Source organism: Streptomyces sp. NPDC000404, from assembly GCF_040300365.1.
GTDB lineage: Bacteria > Actinomycetota > Actinomycetes > Streptomycetales > Streptomycetaceae > Streptomyces > Streptomyces ramulosus.
In genome coordinates this window covers 1-26,243 of sequence record NZ_JBEPDN010000023.1, presented here as the reverse complement: position 1 = coordinate 26,243, position 26,243 = coordinate 1, and the positions used below count along the sequence as shown (strand labels likewise).

The window sequence follows — 26,243 nt, the reverse complement described above, 5'->3', positions numbered from 1 at the left end:
GCTAGCTGCCCGCGCCCTCGCCCCGCAAGGAGAACTCGCATGACCAAGCTGGTCTACCCGCAGATGCCCGAGCACAGCCTGGTGGTCCTCATCGGCCCCTCCGGCGCCGGCAAGTCCACGATCGCGAACACCTGGCCCGCATCCCAGGTCCTGTCCCTGGACGCGCTGCGCGAAGTCGTCAGCGACGACACCGGCGACCAGGACGCCACCAGCGACGCAGCCGCCGCCCTGCACCTGCTCCTGGAGGCGAGGATGCGCCGCCGGCTGTTCACGGTCATCGACGCCCCCAACGTCACCGAGGCGGCCAGGCATCCCCTCGTCGCCGCCGCCAAGCGGCACGACATGCTGCCCATCGCGCTCCTGGTCGCCACACCCGGCACAGTGTGCGTGGACCGGCAGGACGCGCGGCCGGCCAACCGCCGCGTGCCGGAAGAGATCGTCGCCCGGCAGCGCCAGGACATGGTCAACTCGCAGCGGCGTGGCCTCAAGTTGGAAGGCTTCATCGAGGTCGCCTACTCCGAGAGCCTCTACCAGCTGCTGCCGTTCCTCGAGCGACTCAGCGAGAGCCGACAGGCCGACCTCGGGCTGGACGACGGCGACGGCCTCGGTGATCTGCTGCTCCCCCACCGAATGTTCGGCCCGGAGATCCTGCCGCTGTGGCGGTGGAAGGACGGCTCGAACGTCGCCGACGGCGACCGCGTCGCGGAGATCCGCCTCGGGCAGATGTACCTCACCCTCGCCCTGCGCACCGACGTGGACGGCGAGGGCGATGTCGGATTCGACGTGATGGTGCCCTGCCCGCACGACGACGAATGCGACGGCTACGCCTGGGTGCCCGCCTACAGCGTCACCTGCCTGTTCCGCGCTCTGAACGGCGACCTGGACGACGACGAGGACATCGTCTGCACCGTCCACGGCCCGAACAACGACGACGACCAGGACGACGACCCCGACGGCCGCGCCGACCTCGAAGCCCAGTTCGCGGACGCGGTCCGCGAGTGAGCCGTGCCGCCGACGGCCCGCATCCGCACCCGCTCACCCCGGCCGACCTCCCGGACGGCGACCAGTGGGCGCACGGATGCCCCGAATGCCACCTGCCGATCCAGGGAGGAAGCGCCGGCCTCGCCGCGCACCGCCGCACAGTCCACAACCCCGCCGACGACCCGCGCACCCCGATCAACATCCGGTTATGAGCGGCCCAGCCGCCAACACCCCTCAGTGGAGGACCCCATGGCCCGCAAGCCCGTCACCTGGTACATCGCCACCCCCACCGACGGCACCATCGAGATGTCCCGCCAGGCCGGCACCCCGGTGAACCTCGCCGCCAACATCGACAAGGTCATCGACCACCCCAACCCCTGCGCCAACAAGTGGTACGACGAGAGCCAGTTCTCGTACTTCCGCATGGTCAAGCGCGTCGGCGAAGCCCTGGAGGACACCGCCATCTGGCCCGTCACCTGGCCCGTGCGGCTGTGGATCGTGGAGCCGCTCGGTGAGACCGGCAACTGGAGCCAGCGCCACTACCCCTACCGGCTGCTCTCCCACCAGATCCGCGTCCTCGAGGAGACCGACGCCCACCGCGCCCTCGGGCCCTGCGGCCGCGACGTCCTGAACGTCATCCAGCAGGAGATCCCCGAGCGGGCCGCACGCTGGGCGGCGGACTGGGACGCCGACCCCGAGGCCATGCGCGACCGGAAGTGGAACTGGGAGCAGTGCGGCGGCCCCACCTGCGGCAGCGGCCGGTGGGCGGACTCCCTCGCCATGGCGGTCTCGCACAACCGCCGCGAGTCGGCTGCCCAGACCTGGATCGAGCACCTCGCCCGCAACGCCGTCGACCAGGCCCTCACCGACACCGACGCCAGCATGATGGCGCGCTGCTACGCCTACGGCCGCGCCACCGGCTGCGCGGTCGCCGCCCAGCACCAGAACCGCTTCGAGGCGTACGTCCTCGACGCGCTGCGCGGCGTCGGCCTCGATGCCTCCGTCCAGGCTGCTGCCTGACGGACGCTCCGTGCCGCCCCGGCCGCCAAGACGGCGGCTGGGGAACGAGCGGGGCCCGCGACGGCTGGGAACCGGACTGGCGAGCGGCGAGGGCCCAAGCCTGGTCCAACCCGTTCAGCAAGAGCAGCTTCGAGTTGTAGATACGCCCCGAGGCAGGCGCTCACGGCCTGGAAACCGACGCCTGCCTCGGGCCACCCATCCCGTACAAGACGAGAGGGAACCCCCAGTATGGCCTCCATCGCGCGCGTCCATGCCCCGACTGCGAATCGCGCCTTGCTCATCACCAGCCTCGCGGTGCCCCTGACCGGTTGGACAGTCCATGCCGTCAGCCTCCACCGCCGCCTCGCTGCCGCCCGCCGCGACCCACTCACCGGGCTGCACGGCCGCGACATCTACACCAGCCGGGCCCGACAGACCATCGACCGGTACGGCGCCAGCGCCATGACGGTCCTGGTCGACGTCGACCACTTCAAGCAGATCAACGACATCCACGGCCACGGCGCCGGCGACCGCGTCCTCACCGTCACCGCACAACGGCTGGCCGCGTGGGCGGGCAGCCGCGGCGCAGTCGGCAGGCTCGGAGGGGACGAGTTCGCCGCCACGGTACGCATCGGACCCGCGCGCCGCCGCCTGCGCTTGGACCGGCTGGCCGCCGTGCTCGCCCAGCCCGTCGACATCGGCGACCGCGTGGTCGACGTCGCCGTCTCCATCGGCGCAGCCACCCCCGACACCATCGGCACCACCAACCTGTCGCAGTTGCAGAGGGCCGCCGACGCCGCGATGTACGCGGGCAAGCACACCGGCCGCGCCGTCCTCGCCGACCGCTCCCACACCGCCGTCCCGTCCATCAACGGCCGACGCGCCGGACGGTCGGGCACCCACGCCCTGGGGGCCGCCGCGTGAAGAAGCCGACGCTCTACGCCCCGGACCACATCCGCGGCATCACCATCAAGCAGCCCTGGGCGGCCTGCATCCTCCACGGCGACAAGCGCGTGGAGAACCGACCCCGGGCCTGGGCACCGGGCTGGCGCCTGCTGCACGCCGGAGCCCAGACCGACCGGACCGCCCTGCGCGACCCGCTCGTGGCCCGCACGATCCGCGGGCACGAGCTGCCCACCCGCGCGGTCCTCGGCATCGTCCGCATCACCGGCTCCCACACCGACCCCGGCGAGCCGTGCAGCCCCTGGGCGCAGACCGAGCGCGTCCACGTCGACCTGGACTACGTCCACCCCCTGGCCCTACCCGTCCCGTGCGACGGGCAGCTCGGCCCGTGGCGCGTCCCGCTCGCCGTGTTCGAGCAGGTCCTCGTCCAGCTCCCCCACCTCACCCAGCAGCTCACGGAGGTCCCGTCATGAGCGGCCTGCGCACCGGCACCCCGAACATCCCGGCCGTGGTCGCCGACGACCGGATCCCCTTCCCCCACACCGACACCCCGACCCGCTGCCAGGACGATCCGAAGCTGTTCGCCATCGAGGACGTCACCGGCCGCGCCAAGCAGGAGAAGGCCCTCGCCAAGGCCAAGCTCGCCTGCGCCGACTGCCCGATCGTCACCGCCTGCCTCAAGTGGGCCCTGGCCAACAAGTCGCTCACCCCGACCGGCGTGTGGGCGGCGACCACCGCCCGGGAGCGGAACAAGCTCCGCAAGGACCTGGTGCGGCGCCTCGGGGACGACTGGGTCGGCGCCGTCGCCGAACAGGACCGCCGCCAGCAGGAGAAGCAGCGTGCGGCCCGCCTTGCCCCGCCGACCGTCCGCGAGACGGCGCTGGCCCGCCTGGATCTGGAACTCATCCCCACCCGGCCCGCCCCGTACGAGCCGTGGAAGGAGCCGATGACCCCGGCCCGGCAGGCGCAGAACTGGATGGCCCTCAGGGCCGCGCTGTCGACCAAGGCGGCCGCGTAGATGTTCACCGACTGGCAGCAGGCCCTCGAAGCCGAGGGCCTGCCCCTGAACCTCAACCCCGTGGAGGAGCAGGCCGCCGCGGCCCGCACCGTCGCCCGCCACGCGACCAGCAAGGAGGACCTGGTCCTCCTCCTGGACGCGGTCGGCCTGCCCGGCGACGCCGGCGAACCCGACCCCCAACGCGTTCGAGGTGACAGCGCTGTCCATGCTCTACGCCGACCACCCCATGGCGGAGATCACCGAGGCGACCGGCCTGTCCGAGAACGAGATCACCGCCCTCGTAGACGCCCAGCAGCGCAAGACCGACGACACGGCCCCGGCCGCCACCGACGACACCCCGAAAGGGTGCGGCCGTCGACGACTCGGTGGAGCAGCTGCTCGCGTGGGCCGAGGCCCACCCCACCGCGGGCATCCGCAACAAGGCCGCCCGGGTCCGCGGCGACCTGTCCGAGCTGACCGCCCGCCGCGCCGCCGCCGACGCGCAGCGCGAGGCCGAAGCACGCATCGCCAAGCTCACGGCCGAGCTGCAGAAGGCGAAGAAGGACCTGCGCGCCGCGAAGGCCGGCACCCACGGCGCCCCCGCCGCCGCGACGGCCGCGCCAACGCCCATCCGGCCCGGCCTCGGCAGCGGACGCACCCGCGAGGAACTGGCCGCGATCCGCACCTGGGCGCGCGCCAACGGCCACCAGGTCGCCGACGCGGGCATGATCCGCAAGGCGGTCCTGGAGGCGTACGACGCCGCCCACCAGGCCCCGGCCGCGAAGGCCAGCTGACATGGGCGCCACCGACGCGATCGTCCTGGACGGCTTCCTGGACGAAGAGACCGCGCCCGGCGACCTGTACGGCAGCACCGCCCGCTTCCGGCTCACCGTCTCCCCGACGGACGAGCGGACAGACGAGATGACCCTGCCGTGCAGCGTCGCCGACCCGGAGATGGCGCACCAGATCCTGCACGAGCTCACCCCCGGCGACCAACTGCGCGTCACCGGCTACTTCCGGCTGCCCCGCACGCCGGACGAGCCCATGCGGCTGGTCGTCACCGAGATGACGCTGCTCCAGCCCACCCCCACCTTCGCGGACGCCTGCACCGCGATGCTGGAGCACTACAGCCCGTACGTCTGCTACATCGACGCTGACACCGACCAGGTCCCGATGTGGACCGAGACCGGAACCTGGGTCGGCTGCGCAGACATCCCCGGCGACCTCGGCGACCTGCTCGAAGCATTCGAGCAGCGCCTTGCCCTCACCGCCAAGCGGTCCCGGTAGCCGCAACGTCCCGCCGCGTGGGCGGCGGGACGCAGGCCGCCCTGCTCGCCCACGCCCTGGAGCTCACCTACCCGCTCCGCCCAAAGACAGATCGGCCTCGGTCCCTGCCCACCGCGAACCTGCGCTGATTCGACTTGATCCACATCCACGAACAGGAGCCCCCGTGAAACGCCTCGTCCTGCCCCGCCGCCGCGGCCACGCCCCGAACCCCCTCCCCCGCGAAGACCAGACCGTCGCCGACGCGTACCGAGCGATGCTCGCTGCCCTCCGCGCCCCGGAGCCTTGGATCCCCGGCCGATACCAGGACATCGCCGTGCGGATCGGCGCGTTCATCGAGCGCGCGCACACCCGTCCCGGCGACGACCACGGCACCGACCTCATCGCCATCGCCCTCCAGCACCCCGGCGGCCCGTACACGCCCTACAGCTCCCGCTACCGCCGCAGCGGCTGGCTCCGCTGCGAAACAGCAAAAATCCTCGGGGCATGGCACCCCGCCTACACGCCCCTCACCCACGCCGCCGCCGGCCGCGACCTCCCCGACGACGTCGGCATGGACCCCGCCCACTACGCCCTTTACATCGAGGCCCGCAAACAGGACGGCAGCCGCGACGGCCTCACGCTGCTGCGCCTCGGCCCGTACACCCAGACCCGGCACGCCGAGCAGGACTACGACCGGCTCGCAGCTGCGCTGGAGGGACGGGAGACCACCGTCGTGCCCGGGTACCGGGTCTCCACGCGGTACTCGCCACTTGTCGTCAGCGACCACCAGTTGCACACCGACCCGCGCACCACAGATCCCGCCACGCTCCTGGCCGATGCACTCGATGCGGAGAGCATCCGCACCTCGTGAACTGCCCGAAGCCCTGCCCCGGCCATCCGCCGGGGCAGGGCTTCTTGCGTTTCAGGGATCCCCCGGCGAGTCGGCCCGCACCTTCGAGCCGGACATCGCTTTGCTGTCCCTGTGGACCTGAGCACTTACATCGAGTACCGAGACGAACTGGCATACCTGATGCGTGACCGGTTCGGCACCAGCAAAGACCGGCCTGCACATCACGAGGTAGCGCTGTCCATGGCCAGCACGCTGGCCAGGATTCTCACCACAGACGACTACGCGGCCATCTTGCGGGCGGCGCTTCGCAGCGAACAGGAGAGCAAAGCCTCACACCGCTCCCGCCCCGCGGGCTGGGCGTTCTCGGAGTTCTTCTCCCTCACCTTGCAGGACGAGCTCGGCGACCTGGACTCCGCCGACGGCCGCCGCGAGGCATGGCACGTCATCCGTGCATTGCACAACATCCTTCCCCGCGACCAGTTCACCCCCTTCCTCAACTGCGCCCACGACGTCCTACGGGCCACCGTCGAGGTGAAAGAACCCGCAGTACTCAGCACATGAGGCCGTGAGCTGGCAGGAGAGGGAGGCCCTGCGTCTCTGAGGCCACCCGGCTGCATCAGCAGCCGGTGGGCATGTTTTACGGCCGTAAAACCGCTGGCCACGCGCTCTCCGGGCACCTCTGACTCATCTGAGAGGATGTCCCCGTCCATCCGAAGTACCGGTATTCCGGGAAGTAGTCGGAGAGCAGTACATGCCCTACATCACCGTGCTCTTGAACCGAAAGGGCGGGGTTGGCAAGTCACTCATGACGGTCAACCTCGCCGCGGTCTACGCCGAAATCCTCGGCAGCAACGCGGACGAAGAAGGCGCCGGCCCGTCCGTCGCGGTCGTCTCAATAGACCCGCAAGGCACCAGCATCGAACACGCCGAGAAAGCCAAGAAGGCCGGACGGCCTGCTCCCTTCCGCGTGGTTGACGCCAGCCAGAATGTCGACAAGCTGCGTCGCCTCCGCCGAGCCAAAGCCGACATCATCCTCGTTGACACCCCAGGCTTCATGCCCTTGAAGCCAGAGGACGACGAAGACGAGTCCATCGACCCACTCGGCGACGGAACGACGGGCGACGCCCTACGAGCCGTCCTCGATGTCGCCGACGACGTCATCGTCCCCCTCGAGGCAGAGGGATCGGCGTTCACGCCGACACGAGTCACCGTCGAACGCGTCCTGATGCCCCGCCAGATCCCCTACGGCGTCGTCGTCAACAACTGGGACCCACGCGACGGAACCGCCGACCGCGACCGGACCATCAGTCTTGCTCAAACGCGGAACTGGTCTTTGTTCAACGCCACCGTCCGTCACTACAAGCTGCACGCCCGCGGCATCGTCCATGGACGCTTCTGCACGACCTACGAGTCCAACCACGTCGCGACCAAGGCCAAGCAGGACTTCGTATCGCTCGCACTGGAACACCAGCTCCGCCGCCAGAAGTACGCGGAGGCCCGTTGATGACTAGGCACGATGAGTTTGACGACTTCTTCGGAGACGACGATGACACGCCAGTCGTCGACACCCGTGCAGACGGTCGTCTCCTCCGGGTCCCGCTCGGCCGCCTGACCCCCAACCTGGTCAACCCACGTCGCGACTTCGGCACCGACGCCGAACTGCTCGACCTCGGCAAGAGCCTGCGACGACGTCAGATCCAAGCCTGCCCGGCGGTCAGCCGCAGCGCCTACCTCAAGCTGTGGCCCGACCACGCAAAGAGAGTCGGGGACGTCGACTACGTACTCGTCACAGGAGGCCGTCGGTACCTCGGTGCTATGGCCGCCGACAATCCGACCCTGAACTGTGTCGTCGACGACGCGCTGGCCCAGGACCGCAAAACGTTCATGGAGGCCGTCGTCTCCGAGAACGTCGACCGGCAGAACTTCAACCCCATAGAAGAGGCCTACGCAGTCCAGAGCCTCGTCGCCGAGTTCGGCACCAACCGCGCCGTGGCCCAGCACTTCGACCGAGTCGACGGATGGGTCACCCAGCGAGTCCTGCTCACTCACCTGTCCACGGACGTACAGCGAGTTGTGCGAGAGAAGGGCATGCCGCTCGAAGCTGCGCGGGCCCTGGGAAAACTCGCCCGCGACAACCAGTGGGACAACGAGCAGCAGCTGGCGTGGTGGCAAGAAGAGCAAGAGCGACGTGCCGCCGCATCCGTGAACCGAAAGGCAGCCAGAAAGACAGCAACGAAGAAGGTCGCTGCTGCCCCTCCCCCGCCCAGCCCGCCCCGGACCCCCGAAGGGCACGAAGGCGACCCGTTTTACGGCCGTAAAACAACAGCAGGCTCTCCCGCGGCTGGAGAAGCCGCCGATGACCAGCAAGCACCGCGCAAGGAGTCGGAACCTGCGGTCGCCATCCCTGGGCCAGCCGGTGCGCGAAGCTCGTCAAACGTGGCTGGTAACCCGCCCGCGCAGTTCCCCTACGGGGACGGCGTCAAGGCGGCGCACCACCTGATGCGCATGATGTCTAGGGAAGAGCTCCACAAGATGCTCGACATCCTCGCCGGTCACAGGAGCAACCAGAGCGGATCCTCGGCAAGCTGACCGCCAGCGGGTGCTGGTCCCTGCAGGGACCAGCACCCGCTGCGCCGAAGGTCGCCTGCCGCTCGCCGTGGCGTCGGCCGATACGCTGCCCGGACCGCCGTCGACGTCGAAAAAAGGGGGAAGCGTGACCGTCATGCTCATGGATCGGTCTGGGCGCGAGCGGGCGAGGGCAGAGCGATGACACAGCCGATGGTTCCTGCGGAGGCGCTGGATGTCCTCCCCGCTCGCTGGCTACTCCGGGTCGGCCCCGCCGCACGCGATCACCTCGACGCAGGCACCTGGCACCCCACCGCGGTCGACCGTCAGGCCGCCACGGGCCTCGCCGAGTTCCTCGTCGCCGGCAGCACGGAACGGCCGGAGGACCTGACGGAGGACCGCCTGATGCTGCTGGGGGACGTCAGCCTGCACATCGGCCGCCTGGTCGACACCGAGCCCCTCACGCCGGTGTTCGCGGAGACCCTGCTGGCTTTTGCCCGGGCTTTGCTGCCGTGGATGGGACCACGCGGGGTGTGGGAGCCGGAGCTTGAGCCGTACCAGGTCGGCTCACTGCCCGTGATGACCCGCACCACCCGCCACATCCGCGCCGCCATGCTGCAGCTCCTCGACCGGATCACGACCGCGCCAGACGGCACGCCATGTGCCCCCGACGGCGTCCCTGGCCTCTGCGGTCTCGCCGCGAGCATCCGCATCCACGAGAGCGCCCCGGGCGCCTCGTCCGTACTGCTGGCCCACTGCCCGCGCTGTGACGCCAGCGAAACGCTGCTCCTCGCCACCGACTTCAGCCACGTGATGATGACGTGTACCGCAGCCCACTCCTGGACCGATCCCCGGATCACGGCCTCCGGCTGGGCCCTGGGGCCGATCGGCGCGCATCATTTCGCCGACCCGCCCGCGCCCGACATCCGCTATCTGGGAGACGTCCACGTCCGCTACGTCCCCTGAACCCGGGCTCCCGCCCGGCGCCCCGGGACGAGGCGGCCGCGTTGGACGGGGCGGCAGCAGGGCGGTGCCGGTGTTCTCAGAACTGCAGACGGTCCTCGTAGATCGGGGCGAGGACGGCACGCAGCCCCTCGAGGAAGGCGGGCCCCCACCGGTACTCCGCGCCGTGGTCGTACAGGGCATCAGGAGCGTCCTCGGGCGGGCTGTTGTCCTTGCGGAGCGCCCACCACCGGAGCGAGACCGGGTCATCGACGTCGTCGAGGTCGTGCCCGAGCGCACGCAGCCGCGCCTCCCACCGCGGCGGGATCGCCAGGTCGGTCTCGCCCTGGCGGTCGATGAGATCGCCGACCTGGTTGCGGGAGACCTCGCTCGGGGCGATGTCCTGCTCGCGGGCGACGATGTAGAGCGCGGTCGCCAGCGCCGCGCCTCCGTCGGCCAGCGGCGACGCTGGCCACACCTTCTCGGTCGTCCACACTGGGCTCAGGAGTTCCAGGGCCCGCTCCCAGGCGGCCTCCCACGCGGCGGGGCCGCCGCGGTCCTCGCTCTGCCACGTCCGCAGCTGCTCGATTACCAACATCATGACGCCATCCTGCCGCCCGCGGCGGCTTGCCGGAACTGGCTTCGCGGAGATCGTCCCGCCGGTAGCGTGACCGCAGCGTCCAGGTGCGCGGGAGGGGCGGCTGATCGTGGAGGACTTCTTTGACCGGGTCGAGAACCGCACTCACGCCTGGCCACCAGGCCGCAAGGACCTGCACTGGCTGATCCTCCCCGAAACGGACTTCGCACGGACGCGTCTGTATGAGCCCTACCGGGAGCTGGCCGAGCAGCCGGGCCTGCACCCGGTCCGCCCCGAGTGGATGCACATCACCCTCCTCCACATGGGACCCCAGGACACCGCAACCCCGAGCGAGACCGACCAGCTCATCGCCGAAGTCACCCAACGCGCTGCCGACGTCGCCCCGTACGACCTGACGCTGTCGCGGCCGGACATCGGCACCGTCGCCATCGAGTCCAAGGGCCACCCCGGAGCCCCGCACCGCGCCCTGTGGGAGATGACCTGGCAGGCAACCCGCGCCGCAGTCGGCGACCGATGGCCCCGCATCCCCACGGTCTCGTATCCGCACCTCGCCCACGCCTACGCCGGCGCCGAAGCCCACCTCGCCGATCGCAGCGCCCTCAAGGTGCTGCTGTCCGACTTGCCGGGCGATCCGGTCACCGTGCCTGTCGCCACGCTCACGCTGGTCGCCGAATGGCACGATCGCCGCGAGATCCGCTGGGACAGGCTCGCCGAAGTCCCGCTGGGCGGAGGGCACTGATGGGCGCCGCGAGCGAGCCCGTGTCCGCCTGGGGAGAGTGGCGGCGGCACCTCCGGTCCGGTCCCGAGGTGCAGCTGGTCCGCACCTGGTTCCGCCGCGTCGACTGCCCCACCTGCATAGCAGCCACGGGGCGCGCCTGCCGGACCAGCAACGGCCACCCCACCACCCACCACCGCGCCCGCCGCGACGCTGCCGGGGACCCGCCGTACGAGCAGTGGAAGGAGCAGGGGCTCTGGGCACTACCGCAGCCGCCCGCCAGCACCGTTCTCAAGGAAGCCGACAAGGCGCGCATCGACTACAAGGTGGACGTCGCCCTGGGCGACGCCGTGGCCGTCATCCGGATCGTCCTCGCCAACCAGCTGGGCCTGACCCTCCACGACGAAGCGACCTTCGACCGGATCGACAACGCCGTGCGCCACCTGCTGGCAGTCCGCGGCCCCGTGGGCTCGGCGGACCTGGTCACCATCCTCGTCGGCCTCATCGTCCAGCTCCTCGCCACAACAGCAGGGCCAGATGGCGACCCGGAAGCTCAGTTCGACGCGCTGATGCGCAGCCTGCTCGCCGAGACCCGCAGGCAAAGCGCCCTCGATATGCACCGACCGCGCGACTGACCAGCGGGTGGGGATCGTGTGATGGGGCGCAGCATTCGCACGACCGGTCTGGACGGGCGCGCGTCACGTTCCTGACGGCTTGCACGCGTCGGCCGCTTACCGTCTTGGTGTCGCGGCGGCCCGCCTGGCGGGCGCTCCCGGTAGAGATCTGGTGATGGCCTCCCGCCCTGCGGGAAGGACCCCGGATCGTGCTTTTCCGAGGTCAACGCCGGGATTCCATGGGCCGGTGATCAGCAAATCTGAGGTTCGCCCGGGGAACGGGTGGCGCTATCTCTTCCGCGGCGTGATGGTCGGTGACGGCCACCGCGCTGCGGGCCAGCCGCTGCGCGCCGCCCAGGACGAAGCCGGTGTCCCGCCCGGCGTCTGGAAGGGGCGCGGTCTGACCGCGCTCGGTCTGATGGCCGGGGACGTGGTGACCGAGCGGCAGGCCGAACTCCTGCTGGGCGAAGGCCGGCACCCGGACGCCGACCGGATCGAGCGCGAGCGCCTGGAGGCGGGCGACGATCCGGCGACGGCGCGGCGGGCGACCGTGCTGGGCAGGCCCGTCGAGCACAGCCGCTCGTCGGAGACCGAGAAGGCCAAGGAGCGCACCCCCTGGCTGGCCATGGACCTGACCTTCCGGGCGCCGTCGACGGCACACATCGCGTGGGCGCTCGGGGATGACGAGACCCGCCTGGTACTGGAGCTGTGCCAGGACATCTCCCGGGACAAGACGCTGGCGTGGCTGGAGGAGTCGGTCGCACAGATCAGGTGGGGGAGCGGCGGCAAGCACCGCAAGCCGATCCGGGACGGGCTGATCGTCGCGGTGTTCCGGCACTACGAGTCGAGAGCTGCCGAGTCGAAGCCGCTGCTTCACGATCACGCGGTGGTGTCGATCCGCGCCCGGCGGCCGCACGACGGGAAGTGGGGCAACCTGTCGGCGGATTCGATGCTGGCCCACATCGTCGCGGCTGACTGCCTCTACACCCTCTACTTCATGGAGGAGGTGTCCGCCCGGCTCGGGTGGGCGTGGGAGCCGCGCGAGGTGACCCCGGGCCGCCGGCCCGTCATGGAGATCGCGGGGATCGACCAGCGGCTCATCGGCTGGCAGTCGACCCGCCGTCAGCAGATCGAGGACGCCCTGTCCGTCCTCACCGACAAGTACGAGGAACGGCAAGGGCACCCGCCCGGCGAGAAGGCCGGCTACGCGCTCGCCTGCCAGGCCGCCGACCAGACCCGCCCGCCCAAGCGCACCGAGCTGCTGTCGCTGACCGAGCTGCGGACGCGCTGGAGACGCTCCGCGATCCGGGCGTACGGAGCCGACGTCGTCAACGGACTGGCACGGCGGGCGAGGGCGGCGGCCGCGGCGGTGTGGGCGCGGGTGCGGCCGGTGGTCGACGTCGTCCTGGCCGCCGTGGACACCGTCGCCGTGGTCTTCGTGATGCGCGGCGCCTTCGCACGCCACCACCTGCTCGCCGAAGCACGCCGCCACCTCGCCTACGCCCTGCGCGGCCGCCCCCACGAGCCGGGTCTGGACGAACAGATCGTGCAGGCGGTCGTCGACGACTACACCCGCCCCGTCGGGCGCGGCCGGATGATGACCGCCGACCTGCGCGCCCTGTACCCGTACGACACCGAGGACCAGGCCGTGCTGCGCCCGCTGACCCGCCGCCGCGCGGCGGCCCCGTACGAGCGGGCCCGCCTCGCCGCCGGCGCTCTGGCCGCCCGGGTTCGCGCCGCGCGGCGAGCGGAGCGCCTGGGCTCCCGGCCCCGCCCGTACGCCGTCGCGGTGCCCGCCGCCTCGAGGCCGCGCCCGCGGCCGTTCCGCACCGGCCGGAAGGACGGTCGCCTCCTGGAGCCGGAAACCTGCATCGACGCGGTGGAGCGGACCCGCCGGACCCTCGAAGCCGCCGCGAAGGTGGCCGCCACGATCCAGGACAGCAGGCGGGCGCGCGAAGCCGCCTACGGCCTGCGTCCGCAGCCCGCCCCGGCGACGGTCCCGCCGCCGCACACTCAGCAGTCCAGCACCCAGCACACGACTGGCCGGAGTTCAGGAGTTACGTGAGCACCCCGGACGAACAGCCCAACCCCGATGAAGCCCTCGCCCTCGCTCGTGCCGCCAGCGGGCAGATGGCCGCCGCGCTCGACGAGGACCAGGAGCCCGCGGCCGATGAGCCCGTGGGGTGGCAGCCGATCTGGAAGCGGCCCCGGACACCAAAGTCCAAGGCCGCGAAGAAGCAGGAACTGCGCAAGCAGCGGCGGCGACTCCAGGACGCCGCCAAGCGCCGACTCGCCACCGGGAACTCGCGCCGGCCCCGCTCCCGACAGAGCCGGATCGGCAACGCGGCCGCGCGCCGGGATGCTCGCGCCCTGTCCCGGGTGCGGCACTCCAGCGCCTGGCTGTGGTGACGATGCCGGGCATCGTCCACCAGGTGGAGTCCACCCGATGTCGCGCATCGCACCGGAGTGGACTCCACCGAGTGGACTCCACTCCGGTGCGCCGGACGACGGCGGACTCCACCGCGGTGCGCGCCGTGGTGGTGCGCTGCCGCACCCGACACCGCACCACCTCGACGATGCCCGGCATTCTCGCGCGCGCCGGTGGGCCGCACCCGATGCTCCGTACCTCACCGGTGCGCCCGCCGCCCGGCGCCCCTTGTCCGGGGGCGGCCGGGCGCGCGCCCCCCTTGTCCGGCTCTGCCATCGCGATGTTTCCCCTAGACATCGCCGGTTTCGGCTTGCGGTCAGGTCGCAGTCAAGGGGGTGTGTGATAGCGGGGCCCGCCCGGCCGTGGCGCGCCCGGTGCGGTGATGCCGGGGGACCGCACCGCGGTGGCGTCCGGCGGTGCGGTGGAACGCACCACGGTGGTGCGGTGGTACGCCGGGGATGCGCGCCGCACCGCACCACCGCCATCCCGGAGGCGCGACTACGCGGTGGTGCGGTGGTGCGCCGGGCGCGCCTCCATCGCCTGCTTCATCCCCGCGGCCTTCAGCTGGCGCAGGACATCGGCGACGTCGCCCTGGTCCTCGGTGAGGATGTTCTCGGTGAAACGGATGATGGTCTTGGCGATGCCCGGTGCACCGGCCAGGCACACGCTGTTGCAGAGGAGTTCCAGCAGGATCCGGCCGAGCGTCGCCGCCAGGAAGGAGTGCGCGCAGGGCTCCCCGTCGTGATCGTCCGCTGCGGCGATCGGGATGATGACGCGCGCGGCGACGTCCAGGAGCACCTTGAGCAACTCCGGGCCCATGCCGTCGATGACCACGCAGGCGGTGTTGATGTCATCGGCCTGCAACGCCCGGAAGTAGGCGAAGGCGTCGGCGACGTCGTCCGGCTCCATCGGGGGGGAGCGGCGCGGTGACGGTGTTCTTGGGCATGGGTGGCTCCTCATCGTCGGGCCGCCCCGCTGATCGCGGCGGCCTCGAAGGCACCCTCGAACCGCGGCCCTGTGGACAGAGCCCGGCCGCTGCGGGGGAGAACTCTCCCCCTCGGGATTGATGACGATGCGGTCACGGTGGAGGGGTTTTCCGACGCCGACGTCACACGGACCCCGAATTTCCAACCAGTACAAGGCGAATGGCGAGATAGGTCTCGCCCCACCTCCTGGAGCATCCTGTGTCCGCAGACGCCCCCGAGCAGTACCTCGACCGGCCCGCACAGGCCCCCTCCGTGGGCCCCTCCATCACCCCCTCCGCGCCCCGTCGTCAGAAGCAGGGCGTTTCCGCAGGTCAGGACAGGTGGGCAGGGGGGCGACGCAGCGTCGACAACCCTCATGTAGATGTAGCTAGGAAGCCCAAGCACCGGAGGACTTCGACCGAGCCTCGACGGCGGGAGCTCCTGCAAACACTCGGGATCTTTCAGAGGGCTACGCCCGACCAGCTCTGGAAGCTGACCCGGCCGGGCAACCGGCACGACCGGCTCACGCGGGACAATCTCCTGGATCTGGAGGACCATCAGCTGGTGCGGATCGAGTCGGTGCAGGAAGACCAGCGGCAGGTGTGGGTGCTGACGAAGCGCGGACACGGTGAGGCGAAGCAGCTGCTGGAGCCGAAGGGCATACGGGTCTCAGTGCTGCGCAAGCAGGAGTACGACCCGGACACTGGAGAGCTGCTCGGCACCGGCTACGACGACCACGCCGCTGCGGTCACCTCGACGGCCGCCGAACTCCACCGCGCCGGGATCGGTCACCGGCTCGGCTTCCAGACGGAGATCGGCCACCGGCTCGGCAGCAGCTTCGTGCAGCGGGCCGACCTGGTGGTGCGGGCGCCGGCGGTCGGGGTGCCGGTGCTCCTGGTGGAGGTCGACCGCCGCACCGAGGACGCGCAGGAGCTGGTGGCCAAGCTGCGCCGGTACTGGGAGTGGGGCCGGCTGCTGCCGAAGGACGCCGCCAAGAGCGAGGTCGACCTGGTCCGCTCCCGACCGGACGCGATCGAGCACGTCGACCACGACAAGCGGCTGTGGCGCAGGTCCTACCCGCCGACCGGCCGCGAGGGCCTGGTGCCCCTCGCGTTCGTGTTCGCCGACACCACCGAGGCAAAGGTCGCCAACACGGTCGCCGTGCTGGAAGAGGACGGCCGCCGCTACTGGGCGCCGCGCCGCTACGACTCCCTCTATGCGAAGGCCGTCACCGCGCTCGACTACCGCCAGGCGGTGCCCGTCGTCATCACCACCCTGGAGAAGCTCCAGGAGCACGGCGCCGACGCGGCGGTATGGCGGCGGCTCGGACGCGACGGTGAGCAGACGCTGACGGCCGCGCTCGACAACCTCGACGGCGACGCCCTCTACCGCGCCCAGGAGGCCCGCGCCGCCGCGGAGGACGAGCAGCGCCGTGCTGCTGAGCGGGAGGTGCAGCGCCCGGTGTGCTCGCGGTGCGGGCGGAAGTTCAGTGACGAGCGCTGGGAGGAGATCGCCGTGCACCGGACCGCCGTCCGGGCCGGGGACAGGTCGGTGTGCGGTCCGTGCCGCGCCGACGACGTCGCCCGCCAGGAGGCCGACGCCGAAGCCGCCCGCCTTGCGGCTGCCGCGCCGCCGGGGCCGGAGGAGGGACCCGAGCCGGATCGGGGCCGCGGCGGCTGGTTCCGTCGGCGGACCTGACCCGGCGCACCACGGGCCCCGAGGGACCACCGTTTCCCGGGGCCCGGTTCGTGACCCACGCCCGTCGGCTGCGCCCGTCGGCTGCGCCCGTCGGCTGCGCCCGTCGGCTGCGCCTCGGATCGGAGCGGGGGGAACGATGTCGAGAATCTGCTGTACACCAGAACCATGAAGACCCAGGAAGCGTTCTGCGTGCGATGTGGCAGCGCAGACACCCGAGTTACCCGCCTCGACCAGACCAGCGCGGAAGGCACCTGTCTCCGCTGCGACAAGCCCTTCCACGCCACCCCCTGCCAGGGGTGCGGCGGATTCCGCATCGACGGCTCCTTCGGTGTCCCCGGCACGCGCTACGAGCGGCTCCCGGAGACCGTGAAGTGCTGGGACTGCGGTCACCACAACCCGCTGCGCGACCCCGGCCCGGAGTAGGCGATCGCCATCGCGGCGTGGGTGAAACCCTGCCGCGGCTCCAGCGGGGCGAGCCCTGGTACGAGATCGGTGTCGACGACCCGGACCGCCGCCGGCGCTACCCCGAGTCCGTCAGCCGCTGACGGCTCGGGTTGCCGACGACCCGTAGCACGTGCCGCCGGGGACCTCGCCCGTTCGAGGGAACCGGCGGCTCGTGGCTTCGGCTGGTGCTGCCGTGCCGGTTAGCATCCTGCCCGGCTAGTGGCGTACTGCCGATCACCGCCCGCTTCCGGAGCCACGCCGCCGGACGCGGGGGTCAAGGTCCTGCGGGGCCCGCTCCCAACCGTTCTGCGTTCCGTCGTATCTACGGCAGTCGTACGAGCCGGTGCCGGGGCGTGGCCTGGCACGGCAGAGGGGTACGTCATGCCGAAGAACCAGTCCACCGCCGCGCAGAGCGCCCGACGGGCGAGCCGGAGCGGGGACAAGTACACCGAGGCCCTGCGCCGGGCGAAGACCAGCGACGCGACGCCGCGCACGCCGCACGTCGTGCGATTCCTGGCGGAGCGCTCGAGCAACCTCTACCACCTGGTCGGCGGGATCACGGCGGCCTGGGCGCACAGCGGACAGCGGGTCCTGCTCCTCGAGGAAGCCGAGGACTACTGGCGCTGGACCATGAGCGGCGTGACGCGCAGCCGGAGGCGCCGCAAGAAGGAGACCGAGCCGGCCGCCCCGCCGGAGCCGACCACCAGCACGCTGTGGGCCTCACCGGACGGCCCCGGCGTCCTGATGCGCCACATCTGCATGTGGGAAGTCCGCCACCCCTCGCGCGAGAGCAACCGCGGCTGGCCCCGCACGGACCGCGGTCCGCTCGCGGCCACGGTGGCCGGCGCCCTGGACGCCTACGACGTGATCGTCCTCCTGCCGAAGTCCGGGTGGAGCTACCCGGACCGGGAGAACGCGACGGCGCACGTGGTGCTCGGCGAGATCGACGTCTTCCCGGACGCCGACTGCAGGACCGCGCTCCCCGTGCCCGGAGGCGAAGAGAAGGGCGTTCCCCTGAGTCCCGAGCAGAGCGCGGCAGTTCTGCGGGAGCGTTGCCTGGACTTCCTCTTCGGCTTCCCCAACCGGCCCATCCGGCTGGACGGAGTGATCTGGCAGTCGAACGGCGAGCTGCCCGTCGACGCGGACTACCTGGCGGGCGTCGACCGGGACATGAACCGGGCCGGGCTGCGCCCACTGGGCTGGACGCTCGCCGGCCGGTGGCCCGACCAGCCCAGGCAACTGCCCGTGGACCAGATGAAGAACCCCGGCTTCGTCCAGCGGTACCAGGCCGTCGCGGAGCGCCTGCGTACGGCCCTGGACGCCCGGCCGGCCACCGTCGACAAGAACTGACCTGCGAGGGCTGACCTGTTCCGCGACCCGTGAGTCAGCCCCACCGACGTCCTCTTGACCGCCTCCGCACCCGGCGGGACCACGGGCCCGGGTGCGGAGGGCGGCACCCGCAGCAGGCTTACGCGGGTGCCGGTTCCGGGCGCAGGGAGGCGAGCGGAGAGCGTCGGCCTTTCTCCACCGCGCGCAGCTGCTCCCAGTCGACCTCGGGATGGGCGGGAACGACCGCGTCGACGGCGGCCGTGGTGTAGAGCGCGACGTCGACGGCCCCGGCCCGGCTGGTGCCGAAGCGGACCTCGATCGACTGCGGGGAGCGGACCCATCCGAGCCGGACCATGTGGTCGAAGTCGGCACGGCGCACCTTCAGGCGGGCGGCGGCCTGCTCGGGTCCGAGCGGGGTGTCGGCGGCGACCAGGTCCGCCAGGTCCTCGCGGCGGCAGACCTGGTCGACCTGGTCGGGGTGGTGCAGCGTTCCGTCCGGGTTCGCGCTCAGGTTGACCAGGAGGCCGCGGTCGATGAACCGGCGCACCACGAACGCCGTCACGTTCGCCCGCTCGCCGTACGCGGTCGGGTTCGGGTTGCCGAGTGCGTTGGCGATCCGGTCGGCTGCCGCGCCGCCGGAGATCGCCGGGGCGGGCATCGCGGCCCGGATGGCGTCGGCGTCCAGCGCTTCCACGGCGGCCCGGGACCACCGGGACGGCGACACGTCGGGGGCGGGGATGAGGCCGGTGTGGCGGGCCCACCGGAAGGCCGTTGCGGGCACCTTCAGGCGCTTGGCGGCCTGGCTCGCGTCGTACTCGGTTCGTCGCATGAGATCACCTCTCGCTCGTTCGCCGAAAGCGACGGACAGAACATGACAGAAGACTTGAAAACCTGTCAATATCCTTTGAAGTCGGGCAAGTTGGATGTGCGCCGTTAGAACCGCGCCCGCGTACGTGAAGAACAAAATCACCCGCCCGGCTTCCGCTCCGACCCGACGGCCATGGTCGTCGCGACGCCCGACCGACCAAGGCACCGGCCGGACGCCCCCACACCACCGGATCCGCCTCCGCCGCCACGCCCCGCTCCTCCCCCTGGGGTGGTGTCCGGGCGAGGGACGTGGCGGTCGCGGCTGCCCCGGACCGAGGGGCCTTGCCGCGGCAGGGCCCGAGGCGGATCCTGGAAAGGGACGCCAAGACGTCCTAACCGGTCGGGAGGCGCTGTCATGCCGAACCGGCGGCCGCGTGGATACCAGCCGCAGTGGAAGCCCCGCACCCGTACGTGCGAGCTGCTGACGGCCGTGGACCGGGTCCTGGCACGCTACGCGGCCCAGCTGCCGCTCACGGTCCGGCAGGTCTGGTACTCACTGGTATCCGACAGCGTGCTGGTCAAGGAAGAGCGCACCTACAAGCAAACGGTGGAGCTCCTTGGCATGGCCCGCCGCTCGGGCCGTATCCCGTGGGAGGCCCTGCGCGACGACACCGAGATCCGCGCCGAACCCACCGCCTACGACGGACCTGACGACTTCAGGGCCGGGATGCGCCAGGCTGCGCTGGACTATCGCTTGGACCGGCAGGCCGGCCAGCCAGTGCGGCTCGAGATCGTCTGCGAGACGGCCGGGATGGTTCCACAGCTTGTCGCCGTCGCCGACCCGTACGGCGTGCCGGTGTTCTCGGGCAGCGGCTTCAACGCGCTGCCGGCGAAACGGGCAGCGGCGCTGCGTGCGGCTGCCGACGGACACCGCGCCGTGAGAATCCTCGTCGTCTCCGACTGGGACCAGAGCGGGGTCCACCTGTTCTCCGCGCTGGCCGAGGACGTCACCGCGTTCGCCGCCGTGGACGCTCCGGGAACGGAGGTCGTCTTCGAGCGCCTGGCGGTGACCGAGCAGCAGATCACCGACCACGATCTGCCCACCGCCCCGCCGAAGGCCAGCGATCGCCGATCCTTCAGCGGCACCTCCACCACCCAGGCCGAAGCCCTGCCCCCCGACGTCCTCGCCGCCATACTGAGAACCGCGATCACCTCCCACCGGGACATGCACGTCCTGGCGGCACTCCTCGAACGCGAGGAAGAGCAGCGCCGCGCCCTGGCCGCCTTCCTGGACGGGTGGGACGCGGCGGGCGGGGGAGCCCCCTTGTAGTGCTTTCGGGTTCGGTTCCGGGGCCGCCGTCAAGGTGAAGCCCCTGGCCAGGTACCGGCGCACGGCCTTGAGCGGCATGGTTTCGGCCACTCCACGTGATTGCCCGGCGGGGCCGGGACAGCTGCGGATACGGTCGATCGGTTTGACGGCTGGTGTGTCCGCCGACAAGACGTGTCCGGTCGGCGTGCGCCGTGTTGCGGGTGGGGGTGGTTCGGTGGGCAGCACCGAGCAGCAGATCGAGGAGCAGTTGGCGCAGCTTCAGCAGAAGGTCGGCGCTCACCATGCCGAGGTCCGGAAGCACGACGTCGACGACGACCAGTTCGCGGTGGAGTACGCCCGGCTGGTGAATGTCACCGACGAACTGGTGGAGTTTGAGAAGACGATCCCCGAGCGTCTGGCCGAACCCGAGCGCAGACGCAGTGAGCGCATCGTGACGTGGTCCTGGCGCGGCCAGGCGGCCGTCGGCGCCGTGCTGATCGCGCTCGTCTTCATCCTCGACCGCTCGACCTGGTGGTTGGTCCTGCTGGTCCCGCACTTCGCGGGAACGGTGGCCGGCTGCTTCCAGAAGGTCGATACCGAACAGCACCGTGACCGCCGCTTCGGAGCCGTCGGGCTGCACGTGGTCGCCCTCCTGATGGCCCTCATCAGCTTGAGCGTCATCAGCCGGTGGTTCATCATCGCCGCCGCCCTGGGCTGGATGCTTGTCGCCGGATCCGTGGTGGACAGCACGGGCGCCGACCCGAAGGGGGCGCAGCGGTGAGCGACGACTACGGCTACCAGGTCAGCCGTCTGGAGACCCGGACCGGCGGGGTGGAACACGAGCTGCACTCACTGCGGTCGAAGCTGGGAGAGGTCGAAGACCTCGACTACGAGCTGCACGACATCCGCGGCGACATCCGCAGCCTCGAGGACGACCTCAGCACCGTTCGCAACGATCTCACCGAGCTGGACGACGACGTACGCGGCGACATCCAGGACACCGAGCAGGCCCTCAAGCGGCTGACCGGCCGCGTCCAGGCCCTCGAAGCACACCTGCTCGCCGCGGGCGGCGCCCCGCTCGCCGACCTCGACACCATCGACCCGGAGTGGCAGAAGCTGGCCAGGACCGCGAGCCACGGCTGGAACGTACGCTCCGGCCTGCTCCCCGGACACCAGCGCGAGGCCCACCACCTCAAGATCCGCGAGTACGAAGGCGCGGTCGCCGAACGCGACGAGCACCGCGACACGGTGGTGGAAGCCGCCGACACCCTGGCCAGCCAGCCGCGTACGTCCCGCGAGTACAAGCAGGCCGTCATGGACTTCGGCATGTCCCGCACCCTCGCCGAGACGCACGATCAGCGGGCCAAGAAGCTGGCCGGCCCCGCCCAGGCCGCGCGGGCCGCACTGGCCCAGGACGACACTCTGCGGCAGGCGAAGGCGTCGCTGATCGAGCAGGGCGACAAGGCGGAGCGGAAACTGAACTGGCTGCTGCGCGGCCGTCTGGCCGACGCGATCCGCGACCGCGCCCTGCTGCCCATGTGGTTCGTGACCGTGCTCGGTCCCGTACCGCCGGCGCACAAGACGCAGGAGTGGATGGACCTCGCCACCCAGGTCCTGGCCTACCGAGTCACCTACGGGATCACGGACCAAGCCGTCGCGCTCGGACCGGCGCCCGACGAGTACGTACCGCGCCGCACAGAGTGGTACGGCGAACTCACCAAGGACCTGCGCCGCTGGTAGCCCGCGCAGTGACGCACGAGACCCCGGGCCCGTTGTCGGGCCCGGGGTCTCGGTGGTAGGGGAGCAGTCAGAGGTTGCCCCAGCCGCCCTCTCGCTCGGAGGGCGGCCGAACCGCTCGATGGACCAGCAGCTGCAGTTCCCGCCTTCGTGCAGCTCCTCGTCACACTCCTCGTGCTGCTCCCGCACCCGCCGCTTCAGGGCCGCGCGGACTGCGGGGCGGCCTCGACGGCCGGCACCGCCCACTCCATGCCCAGCGCGGCGAGGGCGGCACGCTGCTCCACGGTGAGCTTGTCCCGCCGGGCCTTGGTGTTTGAGACCCACACACCAAGCTTCACGACCACCGGCTCCGCCTCGCCATCGACCGTGATGTCCTCGCTGTGGCCGCGGGGCACGGGCCGGCCAGCGCCTTCCCGTTCCACCCACTGCGCGAGGGCTGCCAGACCTCGCTGGAACGCCTGCTGCGCCTTGCTCGGGCCCTTCGTCGCACGGGGCGCTGCCGGGGCGGGAGACGGGGCCGCAGGAGCGTTGATGCCGAGCGCGGTCAGCCGCTCGCGTTGTTCGGGTAGGAGTTGTGCCCAGGTGCCTGGTTCCTGCTGTCGCCACCTCCAGGTGCCGATGTCGTCGCCGTCGTAGACGACGCCCGGTGCGATGTAGGGCAGGACGCCGTCGGCATCGACCAGATCGGCGAGCACCCGGTAGTGCCGCTGCCAGCTCAGCGGCCAGGGGCAGTTCCAGTCCGGGTCGATCTCCGCCAGCTGTTCCGCGCGCTCCGCCGCGCGCTTCGGGTCCTTGCCGAGCCCGCCCTTCCGGCGCAGGTTGGCCATGTGCTGCCCGATGGGCACCATCGCTTCGCCCTCGCCCCACACCGCGTCCTGGCGCGGCGCGAGGTGCCCGGTGGCCCGCCGGTAGGACCGGAGCGCGGCGAGCTTGGTCTCCCACGCTTCCTCGCCCGGCTCCCAGACCATCCCGGCCTCCGGTGCGTCGAGCAGCTCCCTGCGGTGCGGATCGAGTTCGCCGGCGCGCAGTGTCTTGCGCTGCTGGTGCACCCACCGCCCGAGCGGGAAGTCCTTGGTGACGCCGACTTCGACCTCGGTGTCGTACGGGACGGCGTACAGGCCGGTGATGCCGTTCTCCGCCCGCCAGCGCAGCAATGCCTCGTACCCCTCCAGCCAGACCAGGGACTCCGGCCGGTACACCCGGGTACGGAGGAACGCCGCGATGGTCGCAGCGTCGCGTGGGCTGGAGAAGTGGAGCAGCGCGGACTCGGCCGCGGCGTCGGTGCCGTCGTCGTGCTCCTGGCCCTCGTTGTCGCTCTCGCCGCCGGCCCCGACGATGCGCCCGTCCTCATCCCGCCGGACGTGGACCTTGCGCTTGCCGCTGGTGAGGGCGCGGGAGGCAAGCTGCTCGACCATGCGTTCGTCGTGCGAGCGCAGGCCCTGGAGGACGGCGACAAGCGGGCGGAAACTGGCGGAGGCGACCATGTCGGTCGGGTCCTCGCCGGGCTGGAGGAAGACCGGCACGATGATCCTGGCGATTTTGGTGGAGCCGTCCTTGTTGAGCCGGAGTGCGCGGCCGATGTTCTGCACGATTTCAACCTGCGAGCCGCGGGTGTCGGCGAAGCAGATCGCCTCCACACCGCGTTCGCCGGTGATGTCCACGCCCTCCCCGAGCACGCGAACGCTGGCGAGGAACGCCCGGTGTACGCGCCGGTTGTTCGCGTCGATGCCGTTGGCGAACTGGCGCAGGACCTCGCGCCGCTCGGACACGAGGTGGTCGCCGCACAGCCACGCCGACCACACCCGGTCCGGGGGCACGTGGCGGCCGACCTCCAACTCGTAGAACTCCGCGCCGATCGACGACGCGGGCAGCTTCTCCGCGGCGGTCAGGTCCTCGTCCGAGGCGTCGTTGACGTACAGCTCGGCTGCTGTCTCGGGGAGCTTCTCCGCGAACGCGGCGGCCTCCTCCACCCGCTGGTGGAACGTCATCACGGTGTGCAGGTTCCACCTCGCGGCGTGCTCCAGAAGCGCAGTCTGCAGCAGCGCCATGCGCCGGCCCCGCAGCGCCTCGTCCGACTCCCCATAGACCGGCGAGGGGTCGCGGATCTCCAGCACGTCGATCTCGAACCCGGCGAGGATGCCCCGCTCGATCGCCTCCGAAAGCCCGAGCTCGGCCAGCCACGGCCCGTAGGTCTCGGAGTCCTGGCCCATCGACGCCAGCACCAGCTCCTGGCCGTCCGCGCCCTTCTGGGGCCGGGGCGCGGCGAGGATGCGCGGGGTCGCGGTCAGGTACAGCCGGAAGTCCGCAGGGATCCGGGCGTTGTCGTGGATCGCCGCCCACGGACGGCCAAGATCACCGGCAGTCCCGTGTGCCTCATCCACGATCGCGAGGTCGAAGCCGTCCATGCGCTGGCCGTAGAGCCGCTCTCCGCCCGCCAGAGCAGCCTCCAGCGGCCCGCGAACCTTCCGCCGACCCTCCGGCGCGTCGACGTCCTCACGGTCCACCAGGGAGGCGTACGTGGCGAACACGACGACCGGCCCGTGCCCGGCCCACAGGGCCAGCTGGATCGGGTTCGTGGTGGTCCGCACCCCGAGCGCGTTGAGGACCGCGTCGTTCTCCAGCGAGCACACCGCGACCATCGGGGCCCGGTGGCCCACCGCCCGCCACGCCTGGGCGGTCTGCGCGAGCAGGTCCAAGGTCGGCACGGTCACGAGGATCCGACCGTCCGCGAACGACTCCAGCGCACATGCAGCGGCGGTGATCGTCTTGCCGGAGCCGGTCGCTGACACGATCGTGCCCCGGACGCCCTGCTCGGGCACAGATGGCCTTGCAGGAAATCCCACCCACCTACGAAATGCGGAGCGCTGTTCTACCTGGTGTTCCTTGAGCGGAATCGCTGACATTTCTGTACCTCCCCGAGCGCTGAATTCCTGTGGTCTTTCAGAGGGCCGCGTGCGGAATGCAGGCCGGGCCCAGGTCGTTCCAGATCGACGCATCCGCCTTGTGCCAGCCGCCCGACTTCCCGTCCTTGAAGGGCGGCTTGTCGTCCACGTCGTAGTGCCCGGCATCGAGCGTGCAGACGATGACGTCTCCGTCGCTGTTCACTGTCCGCGCCGTGCACAGACCGCCGGCCTCGCCCAGCGCCTCCAGCACACGGCGCCGCGCCGTGGTGTATGGGTGCGTGCGCGGCAGCACGTTCTCTCGGACGAACTCCTCCAGCCGCACTAGCTCAGCCCGCTCACGCTGCCTCACATCTGCGATGTGTACGGCCAGCTTGGAGGCTCCAGAAGACCGGCCACCACGCCGCGACCAGTCCCGGTCAGCGATCCCTACCAGAGCATCACTCACGACCTTCACACCTGCGCGCCAGCCCTGCCTGAATTCCTTGACCCTGGTACCCGTGCACCTGTCCAGTTCCACCACCTCGCACTGCGCCCCAGCGACTGCTCCAGCCTCCAGCGCGGCCACCAGGTCGTCCGCCTCGCTCGCAGACACACCCTGAGCTTCCAAGAGCGCGAACAGCTTCAATCGGGCGTTCACGCCCGCTGTCTGGTACTGCGTCACCCGGCGCAGAGAATCGCTGCTCAGCGCGGGATCGGGGCCGATGGATTCTTGATAACCGATCATCTGTGATCGTTCCTCTCGGAATTCTGGGAAGGCGCCAGGGCGGTTGGTGGGTGTCTCGTGTTTTCGCCAATGGTACATGCTGCATCAACTTGATGCGCCCGCTACACTGGAACCCGACACGATCGAGCGACCCCCACCTCCTGTAGTCAGCCCGGCCCGCGTCAGCGGGCCCTAACGGTTCTGGAGGCGCAGCCGGAGGGACCGTCAGACGGGGGAGCGCAGCGGACCCGCCGGGAGCGTTCAACGCTCCCTCAACTGCCTTACTACAGACCACGTTAGCCGTATCGGATAAACCGTCAGTTGCCCGGCTGCGCACCGCGCGGCCGCCGGGAGCGCAGCGACCGGCCCACTGGCTCCCGAAGCGCAGCGAAGGGAGCCGCCCGTGCTCCGCACGGGCACGCCGAGCATCGCGAGGCGTTTCACTCGCACAGGGCGCAGCCCTGTGGTACCCGCGGAGCGGGTACCACAG

28 protein-coding genes are annotated in these 26,243 nt (G+C 71.0%); 23 read left to right on the top strand and 5 right to left on the bottom strand.

Features of this window, described 5'->3' with window-relative positions; all coding sequences use genetic code 11:
* Positions 1-39 precede the first annotated feature (39 nt).
* From ABT345_RS32610 to ABT345_RS32550, 13 genes are all read left to right on the top strand, one after another.
* Positions 40-1,002, top strand: coding sequence for an AAA family ATPase (locus ABT345_RS32610; RefSeq protein WP_345078771.1), 963 nt, complete (start codon positions 40-42; stop codon positions 1,000-1,002).
* Positions 999-1,193 carry a hypothetical protein gene (locus tag ABT345_RS32605; protein ID WP_345078774.1) on the top strand — a complete coding sequence of 65 codons (195 nt, stop codon included), beginning with the start codon at positions 999-1,001 and terminating at the stop codon, positions 1,191-1,193. The genes ABT345_RS32610 and ABT345_RS32605 overlap by 4 nt, the downstream gene beginning before the upstream one ends.
* Positions 1,194-1,230: 37 nt before the next feature.
* The gene (locus ABT345_RS32600) at positions 1,231-2,001 is read left to right on the top strand and encodes a hypothetical protein (protein WP_345078777.1); all 771 of its coding nucleotides are present in this window, start codon (positions 1,231-1,233) and stop codon (positions 1,999-2,001) included.
* Between the two features lie 228 nt (positions 2,002-2,229).
* Positions 2,230-2,904 (top strand): GGDEF domain-containing protein, encoded by a 675-nt coding sequence (locus tag ABT345_RS32595; protein WP_345078781.1) that lies wholly within the window; start codon positions 2,230-2,232, stop codon positions 2,902-2,904.
* The gene (locus ABT345_RS32590) at positions 2,901-3,356 is read left to right on the top strand and encodes an ASCH domain-containing protein (protein WP_345078784.1); all 456 of its coding nucleotides are present in this window, start codon (positions 2,901-2,903) and stop codon (positions 3,354-3,356) included. Before ABT345_RS32595 ends, ABT345_RS32590 begins: the two co-directional genes overlap by 4 nt.
* Positions 3,353-3,901 (top strand): WhiB family transcriptional regulator, encoded by a 549-nt coding sequence (locus ABT345_RS32585; protein ID WP_345078787.1) that lies wholly within the window; start codon positions 3,353-3,355, stop codon positions 3,899-3,901. The genes ABT345_RS32590 and ABT345_RS32585 overlap by 4 nt, the downstream gene beginning before the upstream one ends.
* Positions 3,902-4,266: 365 nt before the next feature.
* Positions 4,267-4,674 (top strand): Lsr2 family DNA-binding protein, encoded by a 408-nt coding sequence (locus tag ABT345_RS32580; RefSeq protein ID WP_345078790.1) that lies wholly within the window; start codon positions 4,267-4,269, stop codon positions 4,672-4,674.
* A gap of 1 nt (position 4,675) precedes the next feature.
* Positions 4,676-5,167, top strand: a complete 492-nt coding sequence (locus ABT345_RS32575) for a hypothetical protein (protein ID WP_345078793.1) — start codon at positions 4,676-4,678, stop codon at positions 5,165-5,167.
* A gap of 163 nt (positions 5,168-5,330) precedes the next feature.
* Entirely contained in the window at positions 5,331-6,017 is a 687-nt protein-coding gene (locus ABT345_RS32570) for a hypothetical protein (protein WP_345078796.1), read from the top strand.
* 111 nt (positions 6,018-6,128) lie between these two features.
* Entirely contained in the window at positions 6,129-6,557 is a 429-nt protein-coding gene (locus ABT345_RS32565; RefSeq protein WP_345078799.1) for a hypothetical protein, read from the top strand.
* A gap of 190 nt (positions 6,558-6,747) precedes the next feature.
* Positions 6,748-7,500 (top strand): ParA family protein, encoded by a 753-nt coding sequence (locus tag ABT345_RS32560; protein ID WP_345078802.1) that lies wholly within the window; start codon positions 6,748-6,750, stop codon positions 7,498-7,500.
* On the top strand, positions 7,500-8,585 hold the full coding sequence (locus ABT345_RS32555; protein WP_345078805.1) for a ParB/RepB/Spo0J family partition protein: 1,086 nt from the start codon (positions 7,500-7,502) through the stop codon (positions 8,583-8,585). The genes ABT345_RS32560 and ABT345_RS32555 overlap by 1 nt, the downstream gene beginning before the upstream one ends.
* A 177-nt stretch (positions 8,586-8,762) precedes the next feature.
* On the top strand, positions 8,763-9,527 hold the full coding sequence (locus tag ABT345_RS32550; RefSeq protein WP_345078808.1) for a hypothetical protein: 765 nt from the start codon (positions 8,763-8,765) through the stop codon (positions 9,525-9,527).
* A 76-nt stretch (positions 9,528-9,603) separates the two neighbouring features.
* On the opposite strand, the gene ABT345_RS32545 is transcribed toward ABT345_RS32550, so the two are convergent.
* Entirely contained in the window at positions 9,604-10,104 is a 501-nt protein-coding gene (locus ABT345_RS32545) for a hypothetical protein (RefSeq protein ID WP_345078810.1), read from the bottom strand.
* A gap of 106 nt (positions 10,105-10,210) precedes the next feature.
* Between ABT345_RS32545 and ABT345_RS32540 the strand changes: the two genes are divergently transcribed.
* From ABT345_RS32540 to ABT345_RS32525, 4 genes are all read left to right on the top strand, one after another.
* Positions 10,211-10,840 (top strand): 2'-5' RNA ligase family protein, encoded by a 630-nt coding sequence (locus tag ABT345_RS32540; protein ID WP_345078813.1) that lies wholly within the window; start codon positions 10,211-10,213, stop codon positions 10,838-10,840.
* Positions 10,840-11,451: a zinc finger domain-containing protein gene (locus ABT345_RS32535; RefSeq protein ID WP_345078816.1), complete on the top strand. Its 612-nt coding sequence runs from the start codon at positions 10,840-10,842 to the stop codon at positions 11,449-11,451. Before ABT345_RS32540 ends, ABT345_RS32535 begins: the two co-directional genes overlap by 1 nt.
* A gap of 286 nt (positions 11,452-11,737) precedes the next feature.
* Positions 11,738-13,495: a MobF family relaxase gene (gene mobF / locus ABT345_RS32530; protein WP_345078861.1), complete on the top strand. Its 1,758-nt coding sequence runs from the start codon at positions 11,738-11,740 to the stop codon at positions 13,493-13,495.
* Positions 13,492-13,839: a hypothetical protein gene (locus ABT345_RS32525; RefSeq protein ID WP_345078819.1), complete on the top strand. Its 348-nt coding sequence runs from the start codon at positions 13,492-13,494 to the stop codon at positions 13,837-13,839. The genes mobF and ABT345_RS32525 overlap by 4 nt, the downstream gene beginning before the upstream one ends.
* Before the next feature lie 517 nt (positions 13,840-14,356).
* On the opposite strand, the gene ABT345_RS32520 is transcribed toward ABT345_RS32525, so the two are convergent.
* Positions 14,357-14,767 (bottom strand): hypothetical protein, encoded by a 411-nt coding sequence (locus tag ABT345_RS32520; protein ID WP_345078822.1) that lies wholly within the window; start codon positions 14,765-14,767, stop codon positions 14,357-14,359.
* Between the two features lie 275 nt (positions 14,768-15,042).
* Here ABT345_RS32520 and ABT345_RS32515 point away from each other — a divergent pair, with 275 nt between their 5' ends.
* The 3 genes from ABT345_RS32515 to ABT345_RS32505 all read left to right on the top strand — a co-directional run bounded on the left by ABT345_RS32515 (position 15,043) and on the right by ABT345_RS32505 (position 18,315).
* Complete coding sequence (locus tag ABT345_RS32515; RefSeq protein WP_345078825.1) at positions 15,043-16,521, top strand: replication-relaxation family protein; 1,479 nt, start codon at positions 15,043-15,045, stop codon at positions 16,519-16,521.
* A 165-nt stretch (positions 16,522-16,686) separates the two neighbouring features.
* Complete coding sequence (locus ABT345_RS32510) at positions 16,687-16,944, top strand: hypothetical protein (protein WP_345078828.1); 258 nt, start codon at positions 16,687-16,689, stop codon at positions 16,942-16,944.
* Positions 16,945-17,346: 402 nt separating this feature from the next.
* The gene (locus ABT345_RS32505) at positions 17,347-18,315 is read left to right on the top strand and encodes a hypothetical protein (protein ID WP_345078831.1); all 969 of its coding nucleotides are present in this window, start codon (positions 17,347-17,349) and stop codon (positions 18,313-18,315) included.
* Between the two features lie 118 nt (positions 18,316-18,433).
* Here ABT345_RS32505 and ABT345_RS32500 read toward each other — a convergent pair whose 3' ends face one another.
* Positions 18,434-19,123 carry a hypothetical protein gene (locus ABT345_RS32500; RefSeq protein WP_345078834.1) on the bottom strand — a complete coding sequence of 230 codons (690 nt, stop codon included), beginning with the start codon at positions 19,121-19,123 and terminating at the stop codon, positions 18,434-18,436.
* Positions 19,124-19,516: 393 nt separating this feature from the next.
* On the opposite strand from ABT345_RS32500, the gene ABT345_RS32495 reads away from it, so the two are divergent.
* From ABT345_RS32495 to ABT345_RS32485, 3 genes are all read left to right on the top strand, one after another.
* On the top strand, positions 19,517-20,431 hold the full coding sequence (locus tag ABT345_RS32495; protein ID WP_345078837.1) for a hypothetical protein: 915 nt from the start codon (positions 19,517-19,519) through the stop codon (positions 20,429-20,431).
* Between the two features lie 214 nt (positions 20,432-20,645).
* Positions 20,646-21,191: a hypothetical protein gene (locus ABT345_RS32490; protein ID WP_345078840.1), complete on the top strand. Its 546-nt coding sequence runs from the start codon at positions 20,646-20,648 to the stop codon at positions 21,189-21,191.
* The gene (locus ABT345_RS32485; RefSeq protein WP_345078843.1) at positions 21,188-22,150 is read left to right on the top strand and encodes a hypothetical protein; all 963 of its coding nucleotides are present in this window, start codon (positions 21,188-21,190) and stop codon (positions 22,148-22,150) included. The genes ABT345_RS32490 and ABT345_RS32485 overlap by 4 nt, the downstream gene beginning before the upstream one ends.
* A 194-nt stretch (positions 22,151-22,344) precedes the next feature.
* Here ABT345_RS32485 and ABT345_RS32480 read toward each other — a convergent pair whose 3' ends face one another.
* On the bottom strand, positions 22,345-25,050 hold the full coding sequence (locus ABT345_RS32480; protein WP_345078846.1) for a DEAD/DEAH box helicase: 2,706 nt from the start codon (positions 25,048-25,050) through the stop codon (positions 22,345-22,347).
* A gap of 37 nt (positions 25,051-25,087) precedes the next feature.
* Complete coding sequence (locus ABT345_RS32475) at positions 25,088-25,774, bottom strand: hypothetical protein (protein WP_345078849.1); 687 nt, start codon at positions 25,772-25,774, stop codon at positions 25,088-25,090.
* Positions 25,775-26,243: the final 469 nt, after the last annotated feature.